The 21761-nt window shown below is 70.8% G+C and carries 16 protein-coding genes; 4 read left to right on the forward strand and 12 right to left on the reverse strand.

Annotated elements, in window-relative coordinates; genetic code table 11:
* Window positions 1–25 precede the first annotated feature (25 nt).
* The 12 genes from K8640_RS22450 to K8640_RS22505 are packed head-to-tail and all read right to left on the reverse strand — an operon-like array spanning window position 26 to window position 14255.
* On the reverse strand, window positions 26–4852 hold the full coding sequence (locus K8640_RS22450) for a non-ribosomal peptide synthetase (protein ID WP_223748891.1): 4827 nt from the start codon (window positions 4850–4852) through the stop codon (window positions 26–28).
* 57 nt (window positions 4853–4909) lie between these two features.
* Window positions 4910–6310 (reverse strand): class I adenylate-forming enzyme family protein, encoded by a 1401-nt coding sequence (locus K8640_RS22455; protein WP_223748892.1) that lies wholly within the window; start codon window positions 6308–6310, stop codon window positions 4910–4912.
* A 6-nt stretch (window positions 6311–6316) separates the two neighbouring features.
* Complete coding sequence (locus tag K8640_RS22460; RefSeq protein ID WP_223748893.1) at window positions 6317–6880, reverse strand: coronafacic acid synthetase; 564 nt, start codon at window positions 6878–6880, stop codon at window positions 6317–6319.
* Window positions 6877–7998: a beta-ketoacyl-[acyl-carrier-protein] synthase family protein gene (locus tag K8640_RS22465; protein ID WP_223748894.1), complete on the reverse strand. Its 1122-nt coding sequence runs from the start codon at window positions 7996–7998 to the stop codon at window positions 6877–6879. The genes K8640_RS22460 and K8640_RS22465 overlap by 4 nt, the downstream gene beginning before the upstream one ends.
* Window positions 7992–8522, reverse strand: coding sequence for a 3-hydroxyacyl-ACP dehydratase FabZ family protein (locus tag K8640_RS22470; protein ID WP_223748895.1), 531 nt, complete (start codon window positions 8520–8522; stop codon window positions 7992–7994). Before K8640_RS22470 ends, K8640_RS22465 begins: the two co-directional genes overlap by 7 nt.
* Window positions 8471–8908, reverse strand: coding sequence for a thioesterase family protein (locus K8640_RS22475; protein ID WP_223748896.1), 438 nt, complete (start codon window positions 8906–8908; stop codon window positions 8471–8473). The genes K8640_RS22470 and K8640_RS22475 overlap by 52 nt, the downstream gene beginning before the upstream one ends.
* Window positions 8905–10299: an aminotransferase class III-fold pyridoxal phosphate-dependent enzyme gene (locus K8640_RS22480; protein WP_223748897.1), complete on the reverse strand. Its 1395-nt coding sequence runs from the start codon at window positions 10297–10299 to the stop codon at window positions 8905–8907. The genes K8640_RS22475 and K8640_RS22480 overlap by 4 nt, the downstream gene beginning before the upstream one ends.
* Window positions 10296–10568 carry an acyl carrier protein gene (locus tag K8640_RS22485; protein ID WP_223748898.1) on the reverse strand — a complete coding sequence of 91 codons (273 nt, stop codon included), beginning with the start codon at window positions 10566–10568 and terminating at the stop codon, window positions 10296–10298. The genes K8640_RS22480 and K8640_RS22485 overlap by 4 nt, the downstream gene beginning before the upstream one ends.
* Window positions 10561–11559, reverse strand: coding sequence for an NAD(P)H-quinone oxidoreductase (locus K8640_RS22490; RefSeq protein ID WP_223748899.1), 999 nt, complete (start codon window positions 11557–11559; stop codon window positions 10561–10563). The genes K8640_RS22485 and K8640_RS22490 overlap by 8 nt, the downstream gene beginning before the upstream one ends.
* A 4-nt stretch (window positions 11560–11563) precedes the next feature.
* Window positions 11564–12094: a MaoC family dehydratase gene (locus K8640_RS22495; protein WP_223748900.1), complete on the reverse strand. Its 531-nt coding sequence runs from the start codon at window positions 12092–12094 to the stop codon at window positions 11564–11566.
* Window positions 12095–12124: 30 nt separating this feature from the next.
* Window positions 12125–13357 carry an aminotransferase class I/II-fold pyridoxal phosphate-dependent enzyme gene (locus tag K8640_RS22500; RefSeq protein ID WP_223748901.1) on the reverse strand — a complete coding sequence of 411 codons (1233 nt, stop codon included), beginning with the start codon at window positions 13355–13357 and terminating at the stop codon, window positions 12125–12127.
* A 31-nt stretch (window positions 13358–13388) separates the two neighbouring features.
* The gene (locus tag K8640_RS22505; RefSeq protein WP_223748902.1) at window positions 13389–14255 is read right to left on the reverse strand and encodes a CoA ester lyase; all 867 of its coding nucleotides are present in this window, start codon (window positions 14253–14255) and stop codon (window positions 13389–13391) included.
* Window positions 14256–14813: 558 nt separating this feature from the next.
* Here K8640_RS22505 and K8640_RS22510 point away from each other — a divergent pair.
* The 4 genes from K8640_RS22510 (at window position 14814) to K8640_RS22525 (ending at window position 21687) form a co-directional block, all read left to right on the forward strand.
* Window positions 14814–16652: a bifunctional UDP-sugar hydrolase/5'-nucleotidase gene (locus tag K8640_RS22510; protein ID WP_223748903.1), complete on the forward strand. Its 1839-nt coding sequence runs from the start codon at window positions 14814–14816 to the stop codon at window positions 16650–16652.
* Between the two features lie 149 nt (window positions 16653–16801).
* Window positions 16802–18013, forward strand: a complete 1212-nt coding sequence (locus K8640_RS22515) for an erythromycin esterase family protein (RefSeq protein ID WP_223748904.1) — start codon at window positions 16802–16804, stop codon at window positions 18011–18013.
* Window positions 18014–18143: 130 nt separating this feature from the next.
* Window positions 18144–20609 (forward strand): ABC transporter permease, encoded by a 2466-nt coding sequence (locus tag K8640_RS22520; RefSeq protein ID WP_223748905.1) that lies wholly within the window; start codon window positions 18144–18146, stop codon window positions 20607–20609.
* A gap of 127 nt (window positions 20610–20736) precedes the next feature.
* Window positions 20737–21687, forward strand: a complete 951-nt coding sequence (locus K8640_RS22525) for a hypothetical protein (protein WP_223748906.1) — start codon at window positions 20737–20739, stop codon at window positions 21685–21687.
* Window positions 21688–21761 lie beyond the last annotated feature (74 nt).

A 21761-nucleotide genomic window follows, 5' to 3' on the forward strand; every position in this document is an offset into this window, starting at 1 on the left:
AGTTTCCGCTGGCATTCACTGTCAGTCAGCCTTTTGTGGCCTCGTCATGAAGGCGGAGGTCCGGGTCCGCCAGCACGGCGTCCAGCAGCTCCACCAGGTCTTCGTGCAAGCGCTCCGCGGTCGCCAGCTCGAACAGGTCGGTGTTGAATTCCAGCACGCCCGAAAACCCCCCCGATGTCTCAGTCAAGGCCAACGTCAGCTCATAGGTGACGGAGCCGCGATTGACAGACTCGTTGCGTATGGTGAGCCCCGGCAGCTCCAGCGGCGCGGTGGGTGCGTTCTGCAGCACGAACATCACCTGGAACACGGGCGGGCGGTTGGCGGGCAGCTCCACCCCGAGTGAGGCCATCACCTGGTCCAGCGGGACCTCCTGGTGGGCATAGCCCGCCAGGGTCTCCTCGCGCACGCGCTGGAGCAGCTCCCGGAAGGCGGGGCGGCCCTGGAGGTTGACCCGCAAGCACAGCCCGTTGACGAACATCCCGATGAGCGGCTCCAGCTCGGGACGGAGGCGATTCGCGATGGGCGAGCCGATGACCACCTCCTCCTGCCCTGCATTCCGCGCCAGCACCGCGCCGAAGACGGCGAGCAACGCCATGAACGGCGTCACCTGCTCCTGACGACAGAGCGCATTCAGGGCCTGGCTGCGCTCCACGCCCAGCGCCACGGTCAGATTGCGCCCGTTGAACGTCCGCACCGAGGGCCGCGGCTTGTCCGTGGGGAGGTCGAGCCGCGTGGGCGCTCCGGCGAGCGCCTTCTGCCAGAACCCCAGCCGCTCCTTCAGCTCCGCCCCGGACAGCCAGTCGCGCTGCCAGGCCGCGTAGTCGGGATACTGGATGACCAGCGGCGGCAGCCCATGCTCTCCCCCCGTGACGCTGGCCGTGTAGAGCCGGCCGAGCTCTCGCGCCATGACGCCCATGGACCAGCCATCCGCCGTGATGTGGTGCATGCAGCAGAACAGCAGGTGCTCCTCGTCCTCCAATCGGAGCAGCATCCCGTGGAGCAGCGGCCCGCGCGTCAGGTCGAACGGACGCAGCGCGGACTCCAACATCAGGCGTCGCGCCTCCTCCTCGCGGTCCTCCCTCCCTCGGAGGTCCACCTCCCGGAAGGGGAAGTCCATCGATGCATGGAGGTGCTGGAGCGGCACTCCGTCCTCCTCGGAGTAGGTGACTCGCAAGGTCTCATGTCGGGCGATGAGCCCCTGGAACGCCGCCTCGAGGTGCCGCGCCTCCAATCGTCCCTTCAACCGGAACGCGCGCGGGATGTTGTAGGCGCTGGACTCGGGAGCCCGCTGGAAGAACCGCCACAGGCGCTCCTGCGCGAACGACACCCGCAGGGCTCCTTCCCGGGACACCTTGCGCAGCGGAGGCACCGGCCGCGCGAGCGTTACGGGAGGCTCCGCGCGGGAGACGTGCCTGGCCAGGTCCGCCACCGTGGGCGCCGCGAACAACGTGCGCAGCGAGACCTCCACTCCCAGCTCGGCGCGCACCCGCGAGACCACCTGTGTGGCCAGGAGCGAGTGCCCACCCAGCTGGAAGAAGTTGTCGTGGATGCCCACGCGGGCCATGCCCAGCAGGGACGCCCACATCCGGCACAGCGTCTCCTCCGTGAAGGTGCGTGGGGCCTGCTGCGTGGAGGCATCTCCCTGGGGCGCCTCGGGCGAGGGCAGGGCCCGCCGGTCCACCTTGCCGTTCGGCGTGAGCGGCAACGCGGGCAGCACCGTGAAGGATGTCGGCACCATGTGCTCGGGCAATCGTTCCCGCAGCCACGCACGAAGGGACGACTGCGCGGGCGCCTGTCCCCGCGACACGAGGTACGCGGCCAGCTTGCGGTCCCCTCCCACCTCCAGCGCCACCACCGTGCAGTCCTCCACGGAGGGGTGCTGCCGCAGCGACTCCTCGACCTCGCCCAGCTCCACGCGGAAGCCGCGAATCTTCACCTGCAGGTCGGCGCGGCCCAGGTACTCGATGCGGCCGTTGGCGAGATAGCGGCCCAGGTCGCCCGTCTTGTACAGCCGCCCGCCCGGTTGGGTGGTGAAGGGGTCGGGCACGTAGGTGCGCGCGGTGAGGTCCGGACGATGGAAGTAACCACGGCCCAGCCGCTCACCCGCGACGTACAGCTCCCCAGGGACACCGACGGGCACCGGCCTCAGGTGCTCGTCCAGCAGGTAGACCGGGCCGTTGGTGATGGGCCGCCCGATGGGGACGGGTTGTCCGAGCGGCGGCGGTGAGTCGATGGCGTGGAAGGTCGAGAAGACGGTGCACTCGGTGGGGCCGTAGCCGTTGAGCAGCCGGCGAGGAGGGCCGTGTCGGAGCACCTCTCGCAGCGCCAGCGGGTCCGCGGCCTCGCCTCCGAACACGAGCGTGTGCACGTCGCGGAACGCCTCCGGAATCTGCCGCGCCAGCAGGTGGAGCACCGCGGTGGTGACGAACATCACCGTGATGGCCTCGTCCCGAATCTGGGCGGCCAGCTCGTGAGGCTCACGCGCCGGGTCCGCGGTGATGCCGACCAGCCGAGCCCCGTTCAGCAGCGCCCCCCAGATTTCGAAGGTGCTCGGGTCGAAGGAGGCGTTGGAGGCCTGGGCGACGCGGTCCTTCGGCGAGAAGCGCACGAAGTTCGTCTGGAAGAGCAGGGCCGCGATTCCTCGATGGAGGATGGCGCTGCCCTTGGGCCGGCCGGTGGAGCCGGAGGTGTAGATGACGTAGGCGAGGTTGTCGGAGCAGACGGTGGAGACCCCCGGCAGCTCGGAGCACCGGGCGATGGCCTCCCGTTCCTCGTCGATGCGGACCACTGGCCCCGCGAAGGGGGGCAGCTGCTGGAGCCTGGACGCGTGGACCAGGAGCAGCGAGACGCGGGAGTCCTGGAGCATGAAGGCCAGCCGCTCGGTGGGATAGGAGGCCTCGAGCGGAAGGTACGCGCCTCCCGCCTTGAGGATGCCGAGCATGCTGACGACCAGGTCCACGGAGCGCTCGACGCACAGACCGACGAGCACCTCGGGCCCCACACCGAGTGAGCGCAGGTGGTGGGCGAGCTGATTGGAGCGCGCGTCCAGCTCCCGATAGGTGAGGTCCTGCCCACCGTAGGAGACGGCGATGGCGTCCGGAGTCCTCGCGGCCTGGCGCGAGAACAGCTCGTGGACGCAGACGTCCCGGGGGAAGTCCGCGGAGGCGCTGTTCCAGTCGCGCAGCACCTGGTTGCGCTCGACGGGCGTGAGCAGGGGCAGCGCCGAGAGCCTCTGGTGCGGGTCGGCGGCCACCGCTTCGAGCATCACCTGGAGGTGCCCGGCCATGCGCTCGATGCGTGCCTCGTCGAAGAGGTCCGTGTCGTACTCGAAGGTGGCGCGCAGGCCCTCGGCGCTCCTCGCCATGTAGAGGACGAGGTCGCACTTCGAGGTCCCCGTGTCCGTCTCCCACGGCTCCGCCAGGGCGGAGAGCTGGAGTGAGGCGGACGGGTCCTCCTCCAGCGCGGGCGCCTTCTGCAACACGAACATCACCTGGACGAGCTGCGCGTGGCTGAGCGTGCGCTCGGGTTGGAGGGACTCGACCAGCTTCTCGAAGGGGAGCTCCTGGTGGGCAAAGGCTCCGAGCGTCGTCTCGCGCACCCGCGCGAGCAGCTCGGTGAAGCGGGGGTTGCCCGACAGGTCATTGCGCAGCGTGAGCGTGTTGACGAAGAAGCCGATGAGTCCCTCGACCTCCGGCCGGATGCGTCCGGAGATGGGCGAGCCGACGAGGAGGTCCTCTTGTCCGGAGTAGCGGTGGAGCAGGGCGCAGAAGCCCGCCAGCAGCGTCATGAAGAGCGTGGCGCGCTCCTGGCGGCAGAGCGCATCGACGGCCAGCGCCGTCTCCTCGCGGATGTGGAACGTCCGCCGAGCACCCCGGAAGCGCTGGAGCGGCGGACGGGGGCGGTCCGCGGGGAGTGACAGGAGGGCGGGGGCTTGGGCGAGTCGCTTGCGCCAGTAGGGGAGGAGCCGCTCCTCGGCCTGCGCGGGCAGCCACTGTCGCTGCCATGCGGCGAAGTCCGCGTACCTCACGGGCAGCTCGGGGAGCGAGGACGACCGGCCGGCGGCGAAGTCTTCGTAGTGGGTCCGCAGCTCGCGCAGGAGGACGCCCACGGACCAGCCGTCGGACACGATGTGATGCATCGTGAGCAGGAGTCGATGCTCCCGTGCGTCGAGCTTCAGCAGGGTGCCTCGGATGATGGGGCCGGTGCGGACGTCGATGGGGGTGTGCGCCTGCTCCGTGGCGAGGCGCGATGCCTCCTCCTCGCGTGTGTCCGCGGAGAGGTGGCCCAGGTCGATGACGGAGAGCGGGAAGGCGCCAGGAGGCGAGATGCGCGCGATGGGGCCCGACTCGGTGGAGGCGAAGGTGACTCGGAGCGGTTCGTGGCGACGCAAGACCTCGTCGAGGGCCCGCTGGAGCACGCCGACGTCGAGCGCGGAGGTGATGCGATAGGAGAGGGGGATGTTGTGGGTGGCCTGCCCGGGGTGGAGCTGCTCCATGAACCAGAGCCGCTCCTGCGAATAGGAGAGCGGCGCTTCACTCGTCCGGGCACCCGGGCGCAGCTTGAGGTCCATGCCGGAGGCGGTGGCTCCTCGTGAGGCGTCGATGGCCGAGGCGAGCTGCGCGATGGTGGGCGCATCGAAGATGCTCGGCAGGGGCAGGCGCAGCTGGAATATCTCGTTGATGCGCGAGACGAGCTGGGTGGCGATGAGCGAGTGGCCGCCGAGCTGGAAGAAGTCGTCGTGGACGCCGACCTGCTCGACCTCCAGCAGCACGCTCCAGAGTTCGCACAGGACCTGCTCCGTCTGGGTGCGAGGTGACTGATTGCTGCCGGTGTGCGCGGAGGCGAGCGTCATCGGAAGGGTCCTTCTCGGGTGGGACGGGTTGGGGGCGACGCGCGTGGCGTCAGCCGCTCACTTGTGCAGGGCGGCGGTGCTGCCGTCGGCGGAGACGACCTGGATGCGTCGGGGGCGCTCGGCGAGCCGCAGGAGCCGCGAGAGCGCCTCGGACACGTGCTCCAGGGGTCGGCCCTCGTCGGCCACGGTGAGGATCATCTCGTAGTCATCTCCCTCGGTGCCGGAGACGACCTGGGTGCGCGCCGTGAGCACACCCGGGAGCGTGGTGGCCAGGCGCCGCACGGAGGCCATGCAGATCTTCTCGCTGCCGCGGACCAGGAAGTCGGAGAGCCTCCCCTGGAAGTACAGGTAGCCATCCGCGTCGATGTCGAAGATGTCGCCGGTGGCCAGCAGCCGGGGACCGCGCCACGCGTGCAGCTTGTCGCCCTCCACCAGGCCGATGCGCCGCTTCATCAGCGTGTCCGAGGAGACCAGCAGCTCCTTCTGTCCGCCGGGACCTCGGGGGGCGAGCGACACCTGCGTGCCGGGCAGGGGCCGTCCCACGGAGGCGTAACGGTGCGCGGGCTCCGCGTGGGCCGAGAGGGTCGCGACCCGGGGCCCGGCCTCGGACAGCCCATAGGTGAGGTACAGCTCTCCGCGTGGACGCAGGCGGAGCAGCTGCTCCACGTGCTCGGGAGAGAGGACGTCGCCGCCGACGCCGAGCGAGCGCAGGCCCTCGGGGAAGGCGCCGCGTTGCTGGAGCAGCGCGCGCACCAGGAGGGGCGTGAGGGCGGACACGGTGATGCCCTGCTCGGCGAGCAGTCGCAGATAAGCCGCGGGCTGGAAGGGGGGGCCGCTGATGACCAGGTCCGCGCCGCGGAGCAGCGAGGCGAAGGCCTGGGCCACCATCGAGTACGAGTAGTAGAGCGGAAGGTTCACCAGCACGGTGTCGCCCGCACGCAGGCCCACGGCGTCCGAGTGACGACGGGCGTTGCGGAAGAGCGCCTCCAGGTCGAACACGCAGCCGCTGGCGAAGCCCGACGTGCCCGAGGTGAGCAGCACCATCTCTCCAGGCTGGGCGCCGGGAGGTTGTGCCTCCGAGAACAGGGCGACCTCCGCGCCTCCCAGGTGGAAGCGGTCCGCATCGTGAGCCAGCGGGGCGGGGCGGCGCATCGTCACGAGCGCGCGTGCCGGGAGCGCCTCCACGAGGGCTTGTTGTCGCAAGGCGGGCGCGGAGGGGGATACCAGCGCGGGCACGCCACGGGCGGCGAGGATGGCGAAGAGCTGCGCGAGCAACTCCGCTCCGTTCGGCAGGGCCAGGAGGACGACATCGCCGGGCCTCAGTCCATGGACTCGCCACGCCTCCGCGAGTGGCTCCACCGGGTGCCGCGTGGACGTGACTGGCTCACAGGTCAGGTCCCGGACACGGTCCAGGAACCCCTGGATGGAGGAGAGCGGGATGTCAGCGAGCTCGGTCATGGGGCATCACCTGGAGAACAGAAGGGACTGGACCAACCGCGCCGGGTCCACGGGAGGACCTTCGCCACGTGAGAGCACCACGCATGCGGCGCGAGGCGCCTCGCCTGGCACCGAGGCCGCCGTCGCGATGAGCGCGTAATCGACGACACCGCGCGTGAGCCAGGCCGTGGAGAGAGACAGCGCGAGTCCGGCTCCCTCCGCCACGGGCAACGTCAATGCCAGCGTCGGGCCGCGAATCCCGTGGACGATGCACGCCAGCCCCGTCGGCGCGCTCGGCGGCGCGGCTGGGAACCGGATGGGCGATGCGAAGCCACGCAAGGCTTCCCTGGCGGCGCTCGACATGGCCTCCGGCGGCGCCTCGGGGCCCACCTGGATGAGCGAGCACCGGTCCGCCGAGGCGCGGAAGTCCTCCCCCAGCGACTCGAGGACCTCTCCCACCGCGAGCACCAGCGTCCATGCCATCGGGTCCGCGTAGCGCACGGAACCCTTCACCCGCGCCACGTAGGGGTTCGCCCCACCACCGCGCGCCCGCGCGTCGCCACGGAGCACCAGCGAGGTCGTCGGGTTCATCGCGCCGCCTCGAAGACGAGCGCGGTATCGAACCCACCGAAGCCGAGCGTGAGGCTCAGGCCGAGCCGCTCCTCGTGCCGCACCGGCCGCCCCACGGGGAGCGGGCAGGGGAAGTCCTGGTCGGGCTGCTCCAGTCCGACGATGGGCGGCACCACGCCGTCGCGCAGCGCGAGGATGAGGGCAATCGCCTCCATGGCCCCCGTGGCCCCCAACGTGTGGCCGAAGGCCCCCTTCGTCGCGAAGACACACGGCCGCGGCCCAGCCCCGAAGAGCGTCCGGAACGCCTCCGCCTCCGCGCGGTCATTCGCCGGTGTCGCCGAGCCATGCGCGTTGATGAGCCCGATGTCCCGCGGCGACACCCGCGCGTCCTGCAGCGCCCGCTCCATCGCCAGCCGGGCCCCCAATGCCGCCGGGTCCGGCGAGGTCATGCTCGCCGCGTCGTTGGCCGAGCCCGCGCCCCGGAAGAGCGCGAGCAGCGAAGCCGAGCGCGCCCGCGCGTGCTCCAGCGACTCCAGCACGAGGAACCCCGCGCCCTCGCCCAACAGCATGCCGTCATGCCGCGTATCGAAGGCGCGCGAGCGGGTGGGGGACATGGTGGAGAGCGCCGAGTGCGCCAGCCGCTTGCTCGGCGTCATGACATCCACCCCGCCGCAGACACACACCTCCGCGGCGCCGGAGCGGATGAGCTCCGCCCCGACGAGGATGGCGTCCGCCCCCGAGGAGCACGCCGTGGAGAGACTCACAGGCCGCTCACGCGCGCCCACCGCCCGAGCCACCTCGTCCGCCCAGGCGTGGAGCGGCGCCGTCCACTCCCCCTCGTCGTCGAGCCACGCACCCAGGCTCGTGCCCAGGACCAGCCGCGTCGCCGCTCCGCTCGCCTCCAGCCCGGCCTCCGCCAGCGCGCGACCGAGCGTCTCCACGGCGAGCCTCCGCAGCCGGGGCGCGGGGCCTTCCCCTCGCGAGGGGATGACGGCGGCCAGCGTGTTGCGCAGCCGATGCGGAGAGGCCACGTCGACGAAGCCGTGCTCACCCGCGAGCAGCCGCCGCCACACGTCGTCGAGCCCATGGCCCAGGGCCGTGCTCCACGCGGCCCCTGTCACCGCGACGGGCGCTACCATAGCGGCGAGCCCAGCTCGGAGACCTTGGCGCGGATGAGGCTCGCGCGGAACGCCGCCACCCGGCGCGTGCCCACCATCGCCTTGCCCGAGTAGACGAACAGCCCTCCGGCGAGCCGGTTCACCTGGACGCGCAGCACCACCTGGTCCCCGGGCACGACGACCTGGAGGAAGCGGCTCTCCACCGAGCCGATCAAGGTCAGCTCGTCCTCGGCCAGGGGCGAGGTGCTCATCTGGTAGAGGATGATGCCCGCCTGGGCGAAGGCCTGGATGAGGTTGCTGCCGGGGTAGATGGCGCGCTCGGGGAAGTGGCCCGCGATGCAGTCCAGGTTCCCGGAGATGGAGACGAGCGCCTCCAGGAAGCTGCCCGGCTCGTGGTCGACGATGCGGTCCAACAAAATCATCGGGTGGCGGTGCCGCAGCCACTCGCGCAGCGCGGTGAAGCCCAGGGGCCTGGGCTGACGCTCCGCCTTGTTCAGGGGGACGGGGACCGCTCGAGGGCGCTGCTGAAGTTCGGGGGAAGGCATGTGGGGTCTCCGCTCTCACGATTGACGACAGCCAGGTCCAGACTTCCGGAGGCGAGCAGCACCGGCTCGGGCGCGGGGCCCTCGCGGTAGACCGCCACGCCCAGCTTCAGACTCGCGGGGCCCACGTGCTCCAGGCGGGCCTCCAACCGCAGCCAGTCCTGGAAGCGCGCGGCCTCGCGGTAGCGGATGCGCAGCTCGCGCACGCGCAAATCCAGGCCCTGGCCCTCCAGCTTCACGAGGTCCGAGCCGCGCCGCTCCAGCTCCTCCAGCGCCGCCGTCTCCAGCAGCGACGCGTACCGCGAGAAGTGCACGACGCCCGACGCATCGGTGTCCACGTGCTCCACCCGGTGGCGCCGGGGCGTTGACGCGGGGGACTCCAGCCTCATGGCCCCGCCTCCACGAAGCGCCGCGCCCCTTCGCGGATGCGCTCGACGATGCGGCGCAGGTCCTCGTCGTTCGCGATGAGCGGCGGGGCCACGCGCATGGCGGGGAACAGGTAGCGCAGCCCGTGGGAGCGCCTGCCCGCGCCCGCCATGAACTCGACGAAGACACCGGCCTCGAGCAGGCACTGGCGCAGCCGGGACAGGCCGTGCGAGGCCCGCTCGGTCAGCTCGACGCCGTTCATGTAGCCCTGTCCCCGCACCTCCAGGAACAGCGCCGGGAAGGCCTCCACCACGTCGCGCCGCAGCCGCTCGCGGAGCTCTTCGCCCAGCGTGCCCGCCCGCTCGATGAGGCGCTCCTCGGCGAGGTAGCGCAGGCCCGAGCGCATCAGCGCGCACGTGAGCGGACGCAAATCGGAGGTGGACACCGCGCCGCTCGGGCGCACGGTGAGCTCCCGGCGCGCGATGACCATGGACGTGGAGACCGCGCCCATGCCCAGGCTCTTGCCGATGACGGTGACGTCGGTGGGGATGGGCCCCTGCTCGTCGGTCATCGCGAAGAAGCGGCCCGTCTTCGCGAAGGTGAGCACCTCGTCCGCGACGAGGAGCACGTCGTGCTCGCGGCACAGCGCCGCCAGCCTGCGCAGGTAGCCCGGCGGTGGGACGAGGATGCCCGCGTCGCCCTGGATGGGCTCGACGATGACCGCGGACAGCTTGGCGCCCTGCTCGGCGAAGAACCGCTCCAGGAGCGCCGCCTCGCCAAAGGGGAGGAAGGCCACGTCCAGGCCGAAGGGAGGCTCGGCGCCCGGCAGCGGCAGGCCCAGGCGGTAGTGTCTGCGATTGAGCAGGGGGACCAGCCCTCCCGTCCAGCCATGCCACGCGCCCTCGAAGGCGAGCACCGTCCTGCGCGCCTCGCGGCCCGCCTTCGCCGTCAGCCGCCGCCGGTCGAAGCCCGACTCCAGCACCAGCCGCAGCGCGAGCTCCAGGCCCTCCGAGCCGGAGTTGCGGCCGCTGGCGTGGTAGTCCCGGCCGGGGAAGCGGTCCGCCCAGCGCCCGCCGGGGCCGAACAGCTCCTCCAGGAGCAACGTGCGCTCCAGCGAGCCCAGCTCATCGGTGACATAGCCGCGCTCGAGCCCCTCTCGGAACGCGGGCTGGAGACACGGGTGCGCCGCGCCCAGGCACGCGCTGGCATAGCCGCCGCTCGCGTCCAGCACCTCCAGCACCTGACCGGCGCTCTCGCCCTCCAGGGGCACCATGTGCTGGACGAGCCCTCGGGCCTGGAGGGAGACGAAGGGCAGGCGCCCGCCGCCATAGTGGTCCATCTGCAGGGCCTGGCCCGCGCGCAGGCGCTCCAGGTCCGCGGGCGCGAGGCTGCCTCCGGGCGCGGGCGCCCTCACCACGCACCTCCCTGGGGCGCGGTCTTCAGGCCCACGATGAGGGACACGAGCTGGTTCACCGTGCGGAAGTTGTCGGTGTTGAAGTCCTCGTCGGTGATGCGGACCTTGAACACGTCCTCGCAGAGCACGCGCAGCTCCAGGAACCCCACCGAGTCGAGCCCGATGACGGACTGCAGGCCGTCGTCCTCGCCAATCTGCTCCGGGGGCAGCTCCACGAACAGCTTGTCGATGAGGATCTGCTTGATGCTTGCCGTCAGCTCTTCATGCATGGCTGTCATTCCTTTCCAATGTGAGAACGAGCTTCCCGATGTTGCGGTTGGCTTCCATCTCTCCCAGCGCCACGTTCACGTCCTCCAGGGGATGCCGCGCGTGGATGACGGGGCGGAGACCGCCCATGGCGAGCACCTCCATCCATCGCCGCCGGAAGCGCGCGTTCACCTCGCGCTTCTCCTTCAGGGGCCGCAGCCGCAGCGACGAGCCCTTGAGCCGCAGCCGGCGCTGGACGATGCGCAGGAGGTCCACCTGCGCGGACATGCCGTCGAGCAGCCCCACCAGGACCAGACACCCCTCGTGCGCCAGCACGCCCAGGTTGCGCTCCAGGTACGCGCCGCCGATGAAGTCCATCACCAGCGGGACGCCCTCGCCTCCCGTCAGCCGGAGCACCTCCTGGACGAAGTCCTGCTCCCGGTAATCGAACACCGCGTCGGCGCCCAGCGCGCGCACGGCCTCCACCTTCCTGGGCGTGCCCACCGTGCAGTACGTGGTCGCGCCCACGTGCCGGGCCATCTGGACCATGGTGGTCCCGATGCTGCTGGCGGCCGCGTGGATGAGCACCGCCTGGCCCCGCCGGAGCTGTCCCAGGGTGAAGAGCGTCTCGTTCGCGGTGAGGCAGGACTCGGAGGTGGCGGCGGCCTCGGCGAAGTCGAAGCCGGCGGGGATGGGCAGCGCCATGCCCTGGTCCAAGAGGCAGTAGTCGGCGAACCCGCCTCCCTCCACCACGCCGAAGACGCGCTGTCCCCGGGTGAAGCCCTTCACGTCCTCGCCCCACGCCTCCACGGTGCCCGCCACCTCCACGCCGGGGATGGCGGACTGTCCTTCCGGCACGTGGTACTCGCCCTGGCGCTGGAGCAGGTCCGCGCGGTTGAGCGCCGTGGCGTGCACCTTCACCAGCAGCGCCTCGCGCGTGGGCACGGGCCGGGGCACCTCCCGCAGCTTCACCACCTCCGGCCCACCGAGGCCCTCGAAGACGACGGCGCGCATGGCGTCAGTACCTGGCCCTTTCCTCGACGGCGTGCGCGCGGGCGGGGACCAGGAAGCTGCGCTCGAAGGAGAGGAACACCTCTCCCTGGGAGGTGAGGCCCACCGTCTCGCAGGTGATGATTCCCTCGCCGACGCGGCGGGTGGACAGCCGCGCGGCGAGGATGCGGCTCTCCGCGTAGAGCGTGTCGCCCGCGAAGACGGGGCGGGTGAGGCGAATCTTGTCCCAGCCCAGGTTGGCGGTGGCGCGGCCGCTGGTGCTGCGCACGCTCATCCCGCAGACGATGCTGAAGGTGACGAGGCTGGAGATGAGCGGCCGGCCCCACACCGTCTGCTCGCAGTACGCGGCGTCCAGGTGCAGCGGTGACGGGTTCATGCACAACGTGTTCATCAGCACGTTGTCGGCCTCCGTCACCGTCCTGCCGGGGCGGTGCTCGAAGACGTCCCCCACGGTGAAGTCCTCGTAGTGGAAGCCCAGCACCTCGCGGTAGCGCTGGGGGCCGAGCTGCTTGTAACCGGTGATGGCGCTGGCGTGCATGGCGTGGCTCCTCGTCGGCGGGGGCGCGTCCTAGAAACGGGAGAGGATGTCCTGCACGTCGTCGCAGAAGACGCGGACCTGCTCCTCGCTCATGTCCGCGCGCATCATCACGCGCACCCCCGCCTCGCCCCGGGCGACGACGGGGAAGAACACCGCCGAGCAGTAGTAGCCGCGCCGGTACAGCTCCGAGGACAGCCGGATGGCGCGCTCCTCCTCGCCCACCTGGATGAGGCGGATGGGCATCCCGTTGCCCGCGTTGGGAGAGGGGAAGCGGCTGTCGAAGAGCTGGATGTTGCGCGCCAGCCGCCCCTGCAGCTCACGCAGCTCCGGCGTGCGGTGCAGCGCGATGCTGGCGAGCGACGCGCCCACCGACGGCATCTGGAGGTTCTGCGACCAGGCCAGCGGCCCCGCGTTCCGGTAGAGGAAGTCGAAGCTCTTCTCGCTGCCCAGCATGGCGATGCCGCCGGAGCTGCCGAAGGCCTTGGCCAGCGAGGCGACCACCATCGTCAGGGGATTCATCTTCAGCCGCGAGCGCACGTAGCCCTCGCCGCGCTCGCCCGTCAGCGCCAGCGAGTGCGAGTCATCGATGTAGAGGAACAGGCCGTAGCGCTCCTGGAGCTGGAGCAGCCCCTCCAGCGCGATGAGGCCGCCCATGGAGTAGGCGCCGTCGGCGACGTAGGCCACGCGCGGGTACTTCTTGCAGACGTCCTCCAGGTAGTTGAGGTCGTTGTGCGGACTGGTCAGCACCAGGCTCTCATCGCCGCAGATGGGCTTGATGTAGGCCATGGAGAAGTGACAGTAGCGGTCGAACACCATGACGCGCGGCTGGCCGTCGTCGGTGAGGTGGCCGGAGGCGAGCAGCGGGAGGATGCCCGCCGTCAGGGCGCTGCAGGTGACGCCGGGCAGGGTGGGGCAGCCGTACAGCTCGCGCAGCTCCTCCTCCAGCCGCGCCATCAGCTTCAGGCGGATGCGCAGCGTGGACATGGCCAGGCTGTTGGTGCCCGCCTCCTGGAGCGCGTCGATGGCGCCCTGGAGGATCTTCGGGTGGTGGTTGAGGCCCAGGTACGAGCATGAGCAGAGCGTCATGAACTCGTGGCCCGACGTGGTGTCGACGAGGCGGTTGTTCGACTCGAAGTCCACCTTGATGCCGATGAGTCCGTTGTCCTTGGCGTGCTGCCAGCCCCGGTCCCCCACGGCGATGAGCTTCTCGTTGTTGCGATAGCGGCGGGGACCCAGGACGCTCTGCTCGTTGCTGGTTTCCATGTGGATTCCTCCTTGGGGATGGGGTGGGGTGTCAGAGGGAGCGCGACGGGGTGTCGGCCTCGCGGGGGCCGAACTCCTCGAGCGTGCGCTTCGCCGCCTCGACGAACGGGGCACCCATCATGGTCCCCTCCACCACGCAGATGTTGAAGTCGCGGGCCTGGCTCTCCTGGACGATGGTCCGCGCCTTGCGCAGCGTGTGCTCGTCCGGGGAGAAGGCCTGGTTGATGACCTCCACCTGGCGCGGGTGGACGGCGGCCTTGCCGCTGAAGCCCAGGCTCCGGGCGAGCTGGCACTCGCGGCGCAGGCCCTCCACGTCGGACATGTCGAACAGCGGCGAGTCGACCACCTGCACGTTGGCGGCGCGCGCGGCGGCGACGAGCCGGGAGCGCGCGTAGTACAGAGGCTCCCAGGCCAGCGACGCGCCGATGCTGAAGGAGTAGTCCGCGGAGCCGAACACCAGGGCCTTGAGGCGGGGCGTCGCGCAGGCGATGGCGTGCACGTTCTCCACGCCGCGCGGCGTCTCCACCAGGGCGAGCAGGTCCACCTGCGAGCAGCTGGCGCCGAGCACCTGCTCGACGATTTCGAGGTCCCGCGGTGACTCCACCTTGGGCACCAGCACGGCGTCCGGTTTGACGGCGTAGTGGCGCAGCGCGAGCAGGTCCTTCAGCCCCTCCGGCCGGGTGACGGTGTTGATGCGGATGGCGCGGCGGCTGGGACCCTTGGGCGCGGAGAAGAACTCCTCCGCCTGCTGACGGGCCGTGTCCTTGTGGCTGGCGGCGACCGAGTCCTCCAGGTCCACCAGGCTGATGTCCGCGCCGGATTGCTGTCCCCGGGCGAAGCGGTCCACGACGAGCGCGGGAGTGAACAGGATGGAGCGGCAATACCGGGTGAACTTCATGGTCGCCTCCGGAGGTGGGCCTGCCCTGCTCGCACCCGTCACGTCGCCGCCCGTGAGACTCCAGGCGGCCCGCTCGAGGCGCGATGAATCAATGCCTGTCTGGGTACTCTCGTTGCCCGGGAGGCGTCAAGAAAATCTGCAAGCAATTGCAGGGGTGGTTCGTGCTATGTCTTGATATGTCTTTCTGCATGTGAATAGGTGTATCCACGTGCTGCCATGTTTTTGTGAGACTGGATTGAGACTGGAGTTGTCAGGACCCAGGGGCGGGTAACCCGTATGAAACGGCGCCCGATTCACCGTGAATGGGTGACACGCCATGTCATCGGATGGAGGCGCTCGCACAGGGGAGCGTCTCCGTGGCCAGTGATGGCCGGGTGGCGCTACTTGAGCTCCGAGAGCAGGGCGTCCCGGGCTGGGGACCCCGTGGCGCGTGAACTACCAGGGCAAGGCGGTGTTGAAGCCCTCACGACAAGACCTTCCGGAGACGTCAGAGTAGGACGCTAGGGTGCCCCGCGTCAGGCAATCCGCCTGGCACGACTCGTTGAACGAGGTCTCCTGATGCGTCTTCTTGTTCCGCTGCGCGCGTTGCGCGCCGCTTCTCTGTGTCTCGTGGGTGCCTGCTCGCTCCTCACCGCGTGTGATTCCGATGACAAGCCGCCCCGGCCCACGCCCCCCGACACCTCGCCGCGCAAGCTGACGCTGCTGCAGACGAGCGACCTGCACACCAACATCTTCCCGTGGGACTACTTCAGCGGGAAGCCCGATGCGAAGCGCGGCCTCGCCAAGGTGGCCACGCTCATCAAGCAGGCGCGAGAGGCGAACCCGGACTGCACGCTGCTGGTCGACACCGGCGACACCATCCAGGGCACGCCGCTGGGCACCTACTACGGGCTGGTGGACAACACGCCCCGCCACCCCATGGCCGTCGCGATGAACGAGCTGGGGTACGTGGCCATGGCCGTGGGCAACCACGAGTTCAACTATGGCCTGGGCGTCCTCGACAAGTTCAAGAGCGAGGTCGACTTCCCCGTGCTCGGCGCCAACGTGCGCAAGAGCGCGGACGGCACCGAGGCCTTCCAGCCTTATGTGCTCACGGAGGTCTGCGATGTGAAGGTCGGCATCCTGGGCCTCGTGACGCCGGGCGTGACGACGTGGGAGCGCGCGGAGAACATCCCCGGCCTGCGCTTCGACGACCCGGTGGAGACGGCGCGCGCCTATGTGCCGAGGATGCGGGAGGCGGGCGCGGACGTCATCGTCGTGGCCATCCACGGTGGCCCCGACAAGCAGCCCACCGGCAGCGCGAGCAACCCCGACTCGTGGCTCGCGGACTACGCGGACGAGTCGAAGTGGGCGGACCGGGGCAACCTGCCCGGAGAGAACCCGGCCGTGCAGATTGCCCAGGGGGTGTCCGGCATCGACGTGCTCCTCACCGGCCACACGCACCAGCCCATCCCGAAGATGCTGCTGAAGAACCCGGAGGGCCGCGAGGTGCTCCTCACCCAGCCCAACCGCTGGGGCAGCCACCTGGCGGACGTGGAGCTCCAGGTCACCTGGCGCGGCGAGCGGTGGGGCGTGGACACCCACGACTCCCGGCTCCACGTCGTGGACGAGAAGGTGGCGGCGGACGCCGCCGTGACGCAGCTGGCGCAGAGCTACCACGACACCACGGTGACGTATGTGAACCAGAAGATCGGCTCGACGACGGCGGCGTTCCCGGGAGGCTTCGCCGCGCGCTACGTGGACAGCCCGCTGGGGGACCTCATCAACATCGTCCAGGAGCAGGCCGCGCGCGAGGCGGGCTTCGACGTGGACTTCTCCCTGGCGGCCATCTTCACCAACGACGGCGCGCTGCCGGCCGGCGACGTCACCCTGCGCGACGCGTACAGCATCTACATCTACGACAACACGCTGTATGTGATGGAGATCAACGGCTCCATCCTCCGGCGCGCGCTGGAGATGAACACGCTCTACTTCGCGAGGCTCGACGCGGCCAACCTGCCCGAGCGGCCCGAGGGCGCCAAGGCCAGCTCCCCGGTGGTGGCCGACTACAACTGGGACCTCTACTCGCGCATCGAGTACGGCTACGACCTGACGAAGCCCGCGGGCTCCCGGCTCACGCACCTGCGCTTCGAGGGCGCGGAGGTCCGGGACGACCAGGTCTTCGTCGTCGCCATCAACAACTACCGCGCGGGCGGCGGCGGCGGGTACTCCATGTTCAAGGAGGGCAAGGTGCTGTGGACCTCCGCCGACGGCGTGCGTGACTACGTCGCCCGCTACATGCAGGCGAACCAGGGGCTGTCCCCGGACCGGGTGAACACCTGCAACTTCACGCTCGCGCCGGACCTGTACACGCGCTACTTCGCGGCCACGCTCGGCCCCGCGAAGTGCGCGCCCTGAAGCCGGGGCGCTGACGTCGGAGTCCTGGGGGGAGGCGCGCGCGGCCTGGGCGCGCTCGTCCCCCCGCGCGTGGGGGTGAGGGATTCGGGGTGGGACGTTCGTTGAGGCAGGGCGCGTCCGTGACGCGATGCCCCGGAGGGCCCACGACCATGAGAAGCGTCCTGTTCCTGTTGCTGCTCGCAGGCTGTGCCACGCCCCCCAGGCGCGCGGAGGGACCTGGCGCCACGGAGGTCGACCGCGTCGTCCGGGACCTCTGCGACAAGCGCGTGGCGCTGCTCGGAGAGGACTCCCACCACGGGAGCGCCAGGACGCTCGACGTCAAGGTGGAGCTGACCCGCAGGCTGGTGGAGGAGTGTCAGTACGACGCCTTCTTCATCGAGGCGGGCGTCTATGACTTCCTGCGCATCCAGGAGCGGCTGGACGCGGGCCAGCCCATCACCGAGGACATGGTCTCGGACGCGGTGGGGGGCATGTGGGCCAACGAGGAGGTGGCGCCCTTGATTCCGCTGCTGACGCGGTGGCTCCGCGAGGGAGCCGTCGTCGCGGGGGGCATCGACGACCAGGTCAACCGGGGCACCTACGCACAGCGGGAGATGGCTCCCGAGCTCCTCCCCGCGCTGGCGGACTCGCGGCGGGCCGAGTGCGGCGAGGAGATCGAGCGCTACCTGTCCTGGCGATACGACGACGCGCATCGCTTCACGGCGGCGAGCGCGGCGCGCATCCAGGGCTGTTGGGCGGAGCTGGCGGCGGGGGCCTCGACCTCCCGGAGCCACGGATGGATGGCGCGAAACCTGGAGCGCTTCTTCGCGCGTCAGGTGGCCGTGATGTCCCGTCCTCCTCCTCCCGAGGGCAGCCCCACGGACTGGAGCACCTTCAACGACCGCGACCAGTCCATGTTCGCGAACCTGCAATGGCACCTGTCTCGCTCACCCGGTCCGCGCAAGGCCATCGTCTGGCTCGCCACGGTGCACGCGGCCAAGGACCTCAAGCACATGGACGATGGCGGCGGGCCTCCGGTGCCCTTCGGCTCCCACGTGCGGGCGAGGTTCGGCGAGCAGGCCTTCGTGCTGGGCTTCTCCGCGCTCCAGGGGAAGTACTCGCTCGCCAGCACGCCCCGCACGTACGACCTCGAGCCCGCCCGCGCCGACTCCCTGGAGGCCTGGGCCCTGTCGAGCCCCTCCGCGGACAGCCGGTACGTGGACGCACACCAGCTTCGCGAAAATGGGACGAGGGTGGCCCGCGCCGTGAACTACCGCTGGATGATGGCTCCCTGGGCCACGGTCATCGACGGATTGCTCGTCTTCCGCGAAGAAGCACCACCGCGTCCGCGGGCTTTGCCGTCCTCGGCGCGCGCGGAGTGAGGGCGGGCGACAGCCGCCGCGTACGGACGGTGTGCCGCTGTCGATAACGGGCCTCCGCGACGCAATCGTCGGCCACCGCCTTCGTAGGCGCCCATCGAGGCGCCTACCGAGGTGCCCGGAGGTTTCTTGCGTGGACATCCTTCTCAGTGGCCTGCGGCAGACGCTGCGCGCGCTGCGACGCAGCCCAGGCTTCACGCTGGGGTGCATCCTGTTGCTCGCGGTGGGCATCGGCGCGAGCACCGCGCTCTTCAGCGTGGTGGAGGGCGTCCTGCTGCGCCCCTTGCCCTATCCGGACTCCGAGCGGCTCGTGGAGCTCTCCCAGCTCGGGGTGAAGGGCCAGACGATGCGGTTCTCGGACCCCAACTTCGAGGACGTGCAGGCCCGGAGCCGCACCGTCGAGTCGCTGGCGCAGGTCTCGGGGCCGGCCAGCGTCGCCGTCACGGGCACGGACGAGCCCACCTTCGCCGCGCTGTCGTGGGTCTCGCGCGGGTTCTTCCCCGCCTTTGGCGTGCCGTCCGCCCAGGGGCGCCTGTTCGCCGCGGACGAGCAGCAGGAGGGAGGCGCTCCGGCGGTGGTGGTGAGCCACGGCTTCTGGAAGCGCTACCTGGGCGCGCGGCCACTGCCCATGGACCGGACGCTCACCTTCGAGGGCCGCGCCTACACCGTGGTCGGCGTGATGCCCGAGTCCTTCGACTACCCGGCGGGCACCCAGTTGTGGATTCCCCGTGAGCTGGAGCGACGGCTGACGAGCCGGACCGCACACAACTGGCGCGTGGTGGGGCGGCTGGCGGGCGGCGTGAACCTGGAGGCCGCGCGGGCGGAGCTCACAGGCCTGGCGCGTGAGCTCGCCGCGCTCCACGGCCAGGAGACCAACATGCGCGATGTCGCCGTGGTGTCCCTGCGCGAGAGCCTGGTGGGCCCCGTGCGCCCCACGCTCTACCTGTTGCTCGGCGCCGCGGCCTTCCTGCTGCTGGTGGCGGGGGCCAACGTCACCAACCTGCTGCTCGCGCGGGCGGCGTCGCGGGGGCGCGAGCTGGCGGTGCATGTGGCGCTGGGCGCGGGGCCGGGGGCCCTGGTGCGGCGCTTCATCGCGGAGTCGCTCGTGTTGTCGCTGGCGGGCGGGGCGCTCGGCGCCTTGTTCGCCACCTGGAGCGTGCACGTGTTGCTCGCGCTCGAGCCGGGCCACCTGCCGCGCGTGGCGGAGGTGGACGTGAACGCCACGGTGCTCCTGTTCGCGCTGGGGTTGTCGCTGGTGCTCGCGGTGGGGCTGGGGCTGGTGACGGCGCTGCGCTCGGGGCGCCAGAGCCCGTGGGCCACGTTGACGCAGGCGGGGCGCACACAGACGGGCGGAGGGAGCGCGGACCAGGCGCGGCGTGCCCTGGTGGTGGGGCAGCTCGCGCTCGCGCTGGTCCTGCTGGTGGGCGCGGCGCTCTTGGGGCGCAGCATGCTGGGCCTGCTGTCGCTGGACCCGGGCTACCGCACCGAGGATGTGGCGGTGCTCAGCCTGGTGCTGCCTCCGGTCAAGGACAAGGACGCGCCGCAGGCGAGGGACAACATCCAGCTTCAGGATGCGCTGCTGTCGAGGCTGGGCGCGCTGCCCGGCGTGCGCGCGGTGGGGGCGGTGAATGTCTTCCCGCTCGAGGGCGGCTCGGGCGGTGACGGCACCTTCCTGGTGCTCAATCGTCCCGACGAGGTAAAGAACTTCGACGACTTCGGGCGGCTGGCGCACGAGCCCGAGCGCACGGGCGCGGCCGAGTACCGCGTGGCGAGCGAGGGCTACTTCCACGCGATGGACATCCCGCTGGTGCGCGGGCGCCTGTTCGACGCGAACGACACGATGGAGTCGCCGCACGTGGCGCTCATCAGCGAGTCGCTCGCGAAGGCGCGGTGGCCCGACGAGGATCCGCTGGGCAAGCTCATCCAGTTCGGCAACATGGATGGGGACCTGCGGGCCTTCACCATCGTCGGCGTCGTGGCGGACGTGCGGGAGCGGGGGCTGGACGAGGCGCCGAAGCCCACGTTCTACGGCTGCTCCCGGCAGCGGGCGCGGGCCTTCTCCCGCTTCCATGTCGCGGTGCATGGCTCCATCGGCTCCAAGGCCTTGGTGAGCGCGGCGGGGCCGGTGTTGCGCGAGCTCGCTCCAGAGCTGCCCTCGCGCCTGAGCACGGTGGAGAGCCTGCTCACGGGCTCGCTGGCTTCGCGGCGCTTCAGCCTGCTGCTGCTGGGGGCCTTCGGCGCGGTGGCGCTGCTGCTCTCGGTGGCGGGGCTCGGGGCCGTGGTGTCCTACGCGGTGGCGCAGCGCACGCGGGAGTTCGGCATCCGCTTCGCGCTGGGGGCGACGGCCGGGGACGTGCTGCGACTGGTGCTCCGGCAGGCGGTGGTGCTCGCGGGGCTCGGCGTGGCGCTCGGGGTGGTGGCGGCGTTGGGGCTGGGGCAGGTGCTCCAGGGCATGGTGTACGGCGTGAGCCCCACCGAGCCGTGGGTCATCGTGGGCGTGGCGGTCCTCCTGCTGGGCGTGGCCCTGCTCGCGAGCTGGCTGCCGGCCCGACGCGCCTCCCGCGTGGACCCGATGACGGTGCTCCGCTCGGAGGCGTGAGGCCAGCCGCTGCCGCCGTCCACCGGATGACGCGCCTGGCCCGCACCGGGGCCAGGCGCTGTCGCGTGTGAGATAGGCCAGAGCCATCCGCTGGCCCTTGCCTCCTCGGACGACGTAGCGAGGACGGGTGCTCCCACGCCTCCTCGTCCTCCGGTTCGCGCTGGCCCTCGGGCTCGCGCTCGTGTCGTCCGGCTGTGCCACCTCGTCGCGTGGGCTGGCGCGTCAGCGCGCGGAGCCGGACTACTGCGTCCCCGCGCAGTCCCCGCGTGACGACTCCGCCGGGCGACTCGACGTGGAGGCGCCCCTCCCGGAGTCCCCCGAGCTCCAGGCTCGCTTCACCCGCCAGGACCTGCTGCTGGCGCACGCGGCCGGAGTGCTCGTGCCCCTGGAGACGCTGGCGCGGCTGGCGCCGGGGACCGACACCCGGGCCCAGCGCGACGCGCTGTTGAGGGACATCGAGCTGCGGCTGCTCCTGTTCTCGACGACGCTCTCCAGCGTGTCGGCGGAGCTGGAGTGCGAGGCGCGGCGCACGGCGCAGATGGCGAGGCTCCTGGATGCGAAGGAGACGCGGCGGCAGACGCTGCTCACCGTGTCCTCCATCGTCGTGGGCGCGCTGACCACCACCGTCACCGCCATCTCGAACAATGACCGCGCCAACGACATCATCGACATCACCGGCGGCGCGGTGGGCGCGGGGCTGGGGCTCGCGGCGCTCTTCTCGTCCCCCTCGCTGGACTTCGAGCACCCCAGGAACCTGCTCGCGGACATCTGGCGACAACCCGCGCGCTCCGCGGACTTCCCCGCGTCCCTCTGGTTTGTCCTGAGCCACAAGGACTTCAGCAACGCGCAGCGCCACGCCATCCGCCACAACGTCCGCGCGCGGTGGATTGCGTCCGGGTACGTGGAGGAGACGGGCGGCGACGCGCCGTACTTCGGCCGGGGCGGGCGCTACACGCTGGACGCCCTCCAGACGCGGGCGAACATGCTCGGTGAGCTCCAGGCCGCCGTGCGCCTCATCCACCAGAACCTCCAGGTCCTCCTGACGAAGCTCGTCACGGTGTCGGGACAGGGTGACTGACGTGTGACGTGAAGAGCGCTCCCCACGAGAACTCTTCACCCGCGCCGTGCTCGCGGAGGCTGGAGGTCAGGGCT

The organism is Myxococcus sp. XM-1-1-1, from assembly GCF_020037095.1.
GTDB lineage: Bacteria > Myxococcota > Myxococcia > Myxococcales > Myxococcaceae > Myxococcus > Myxococcus fulvus.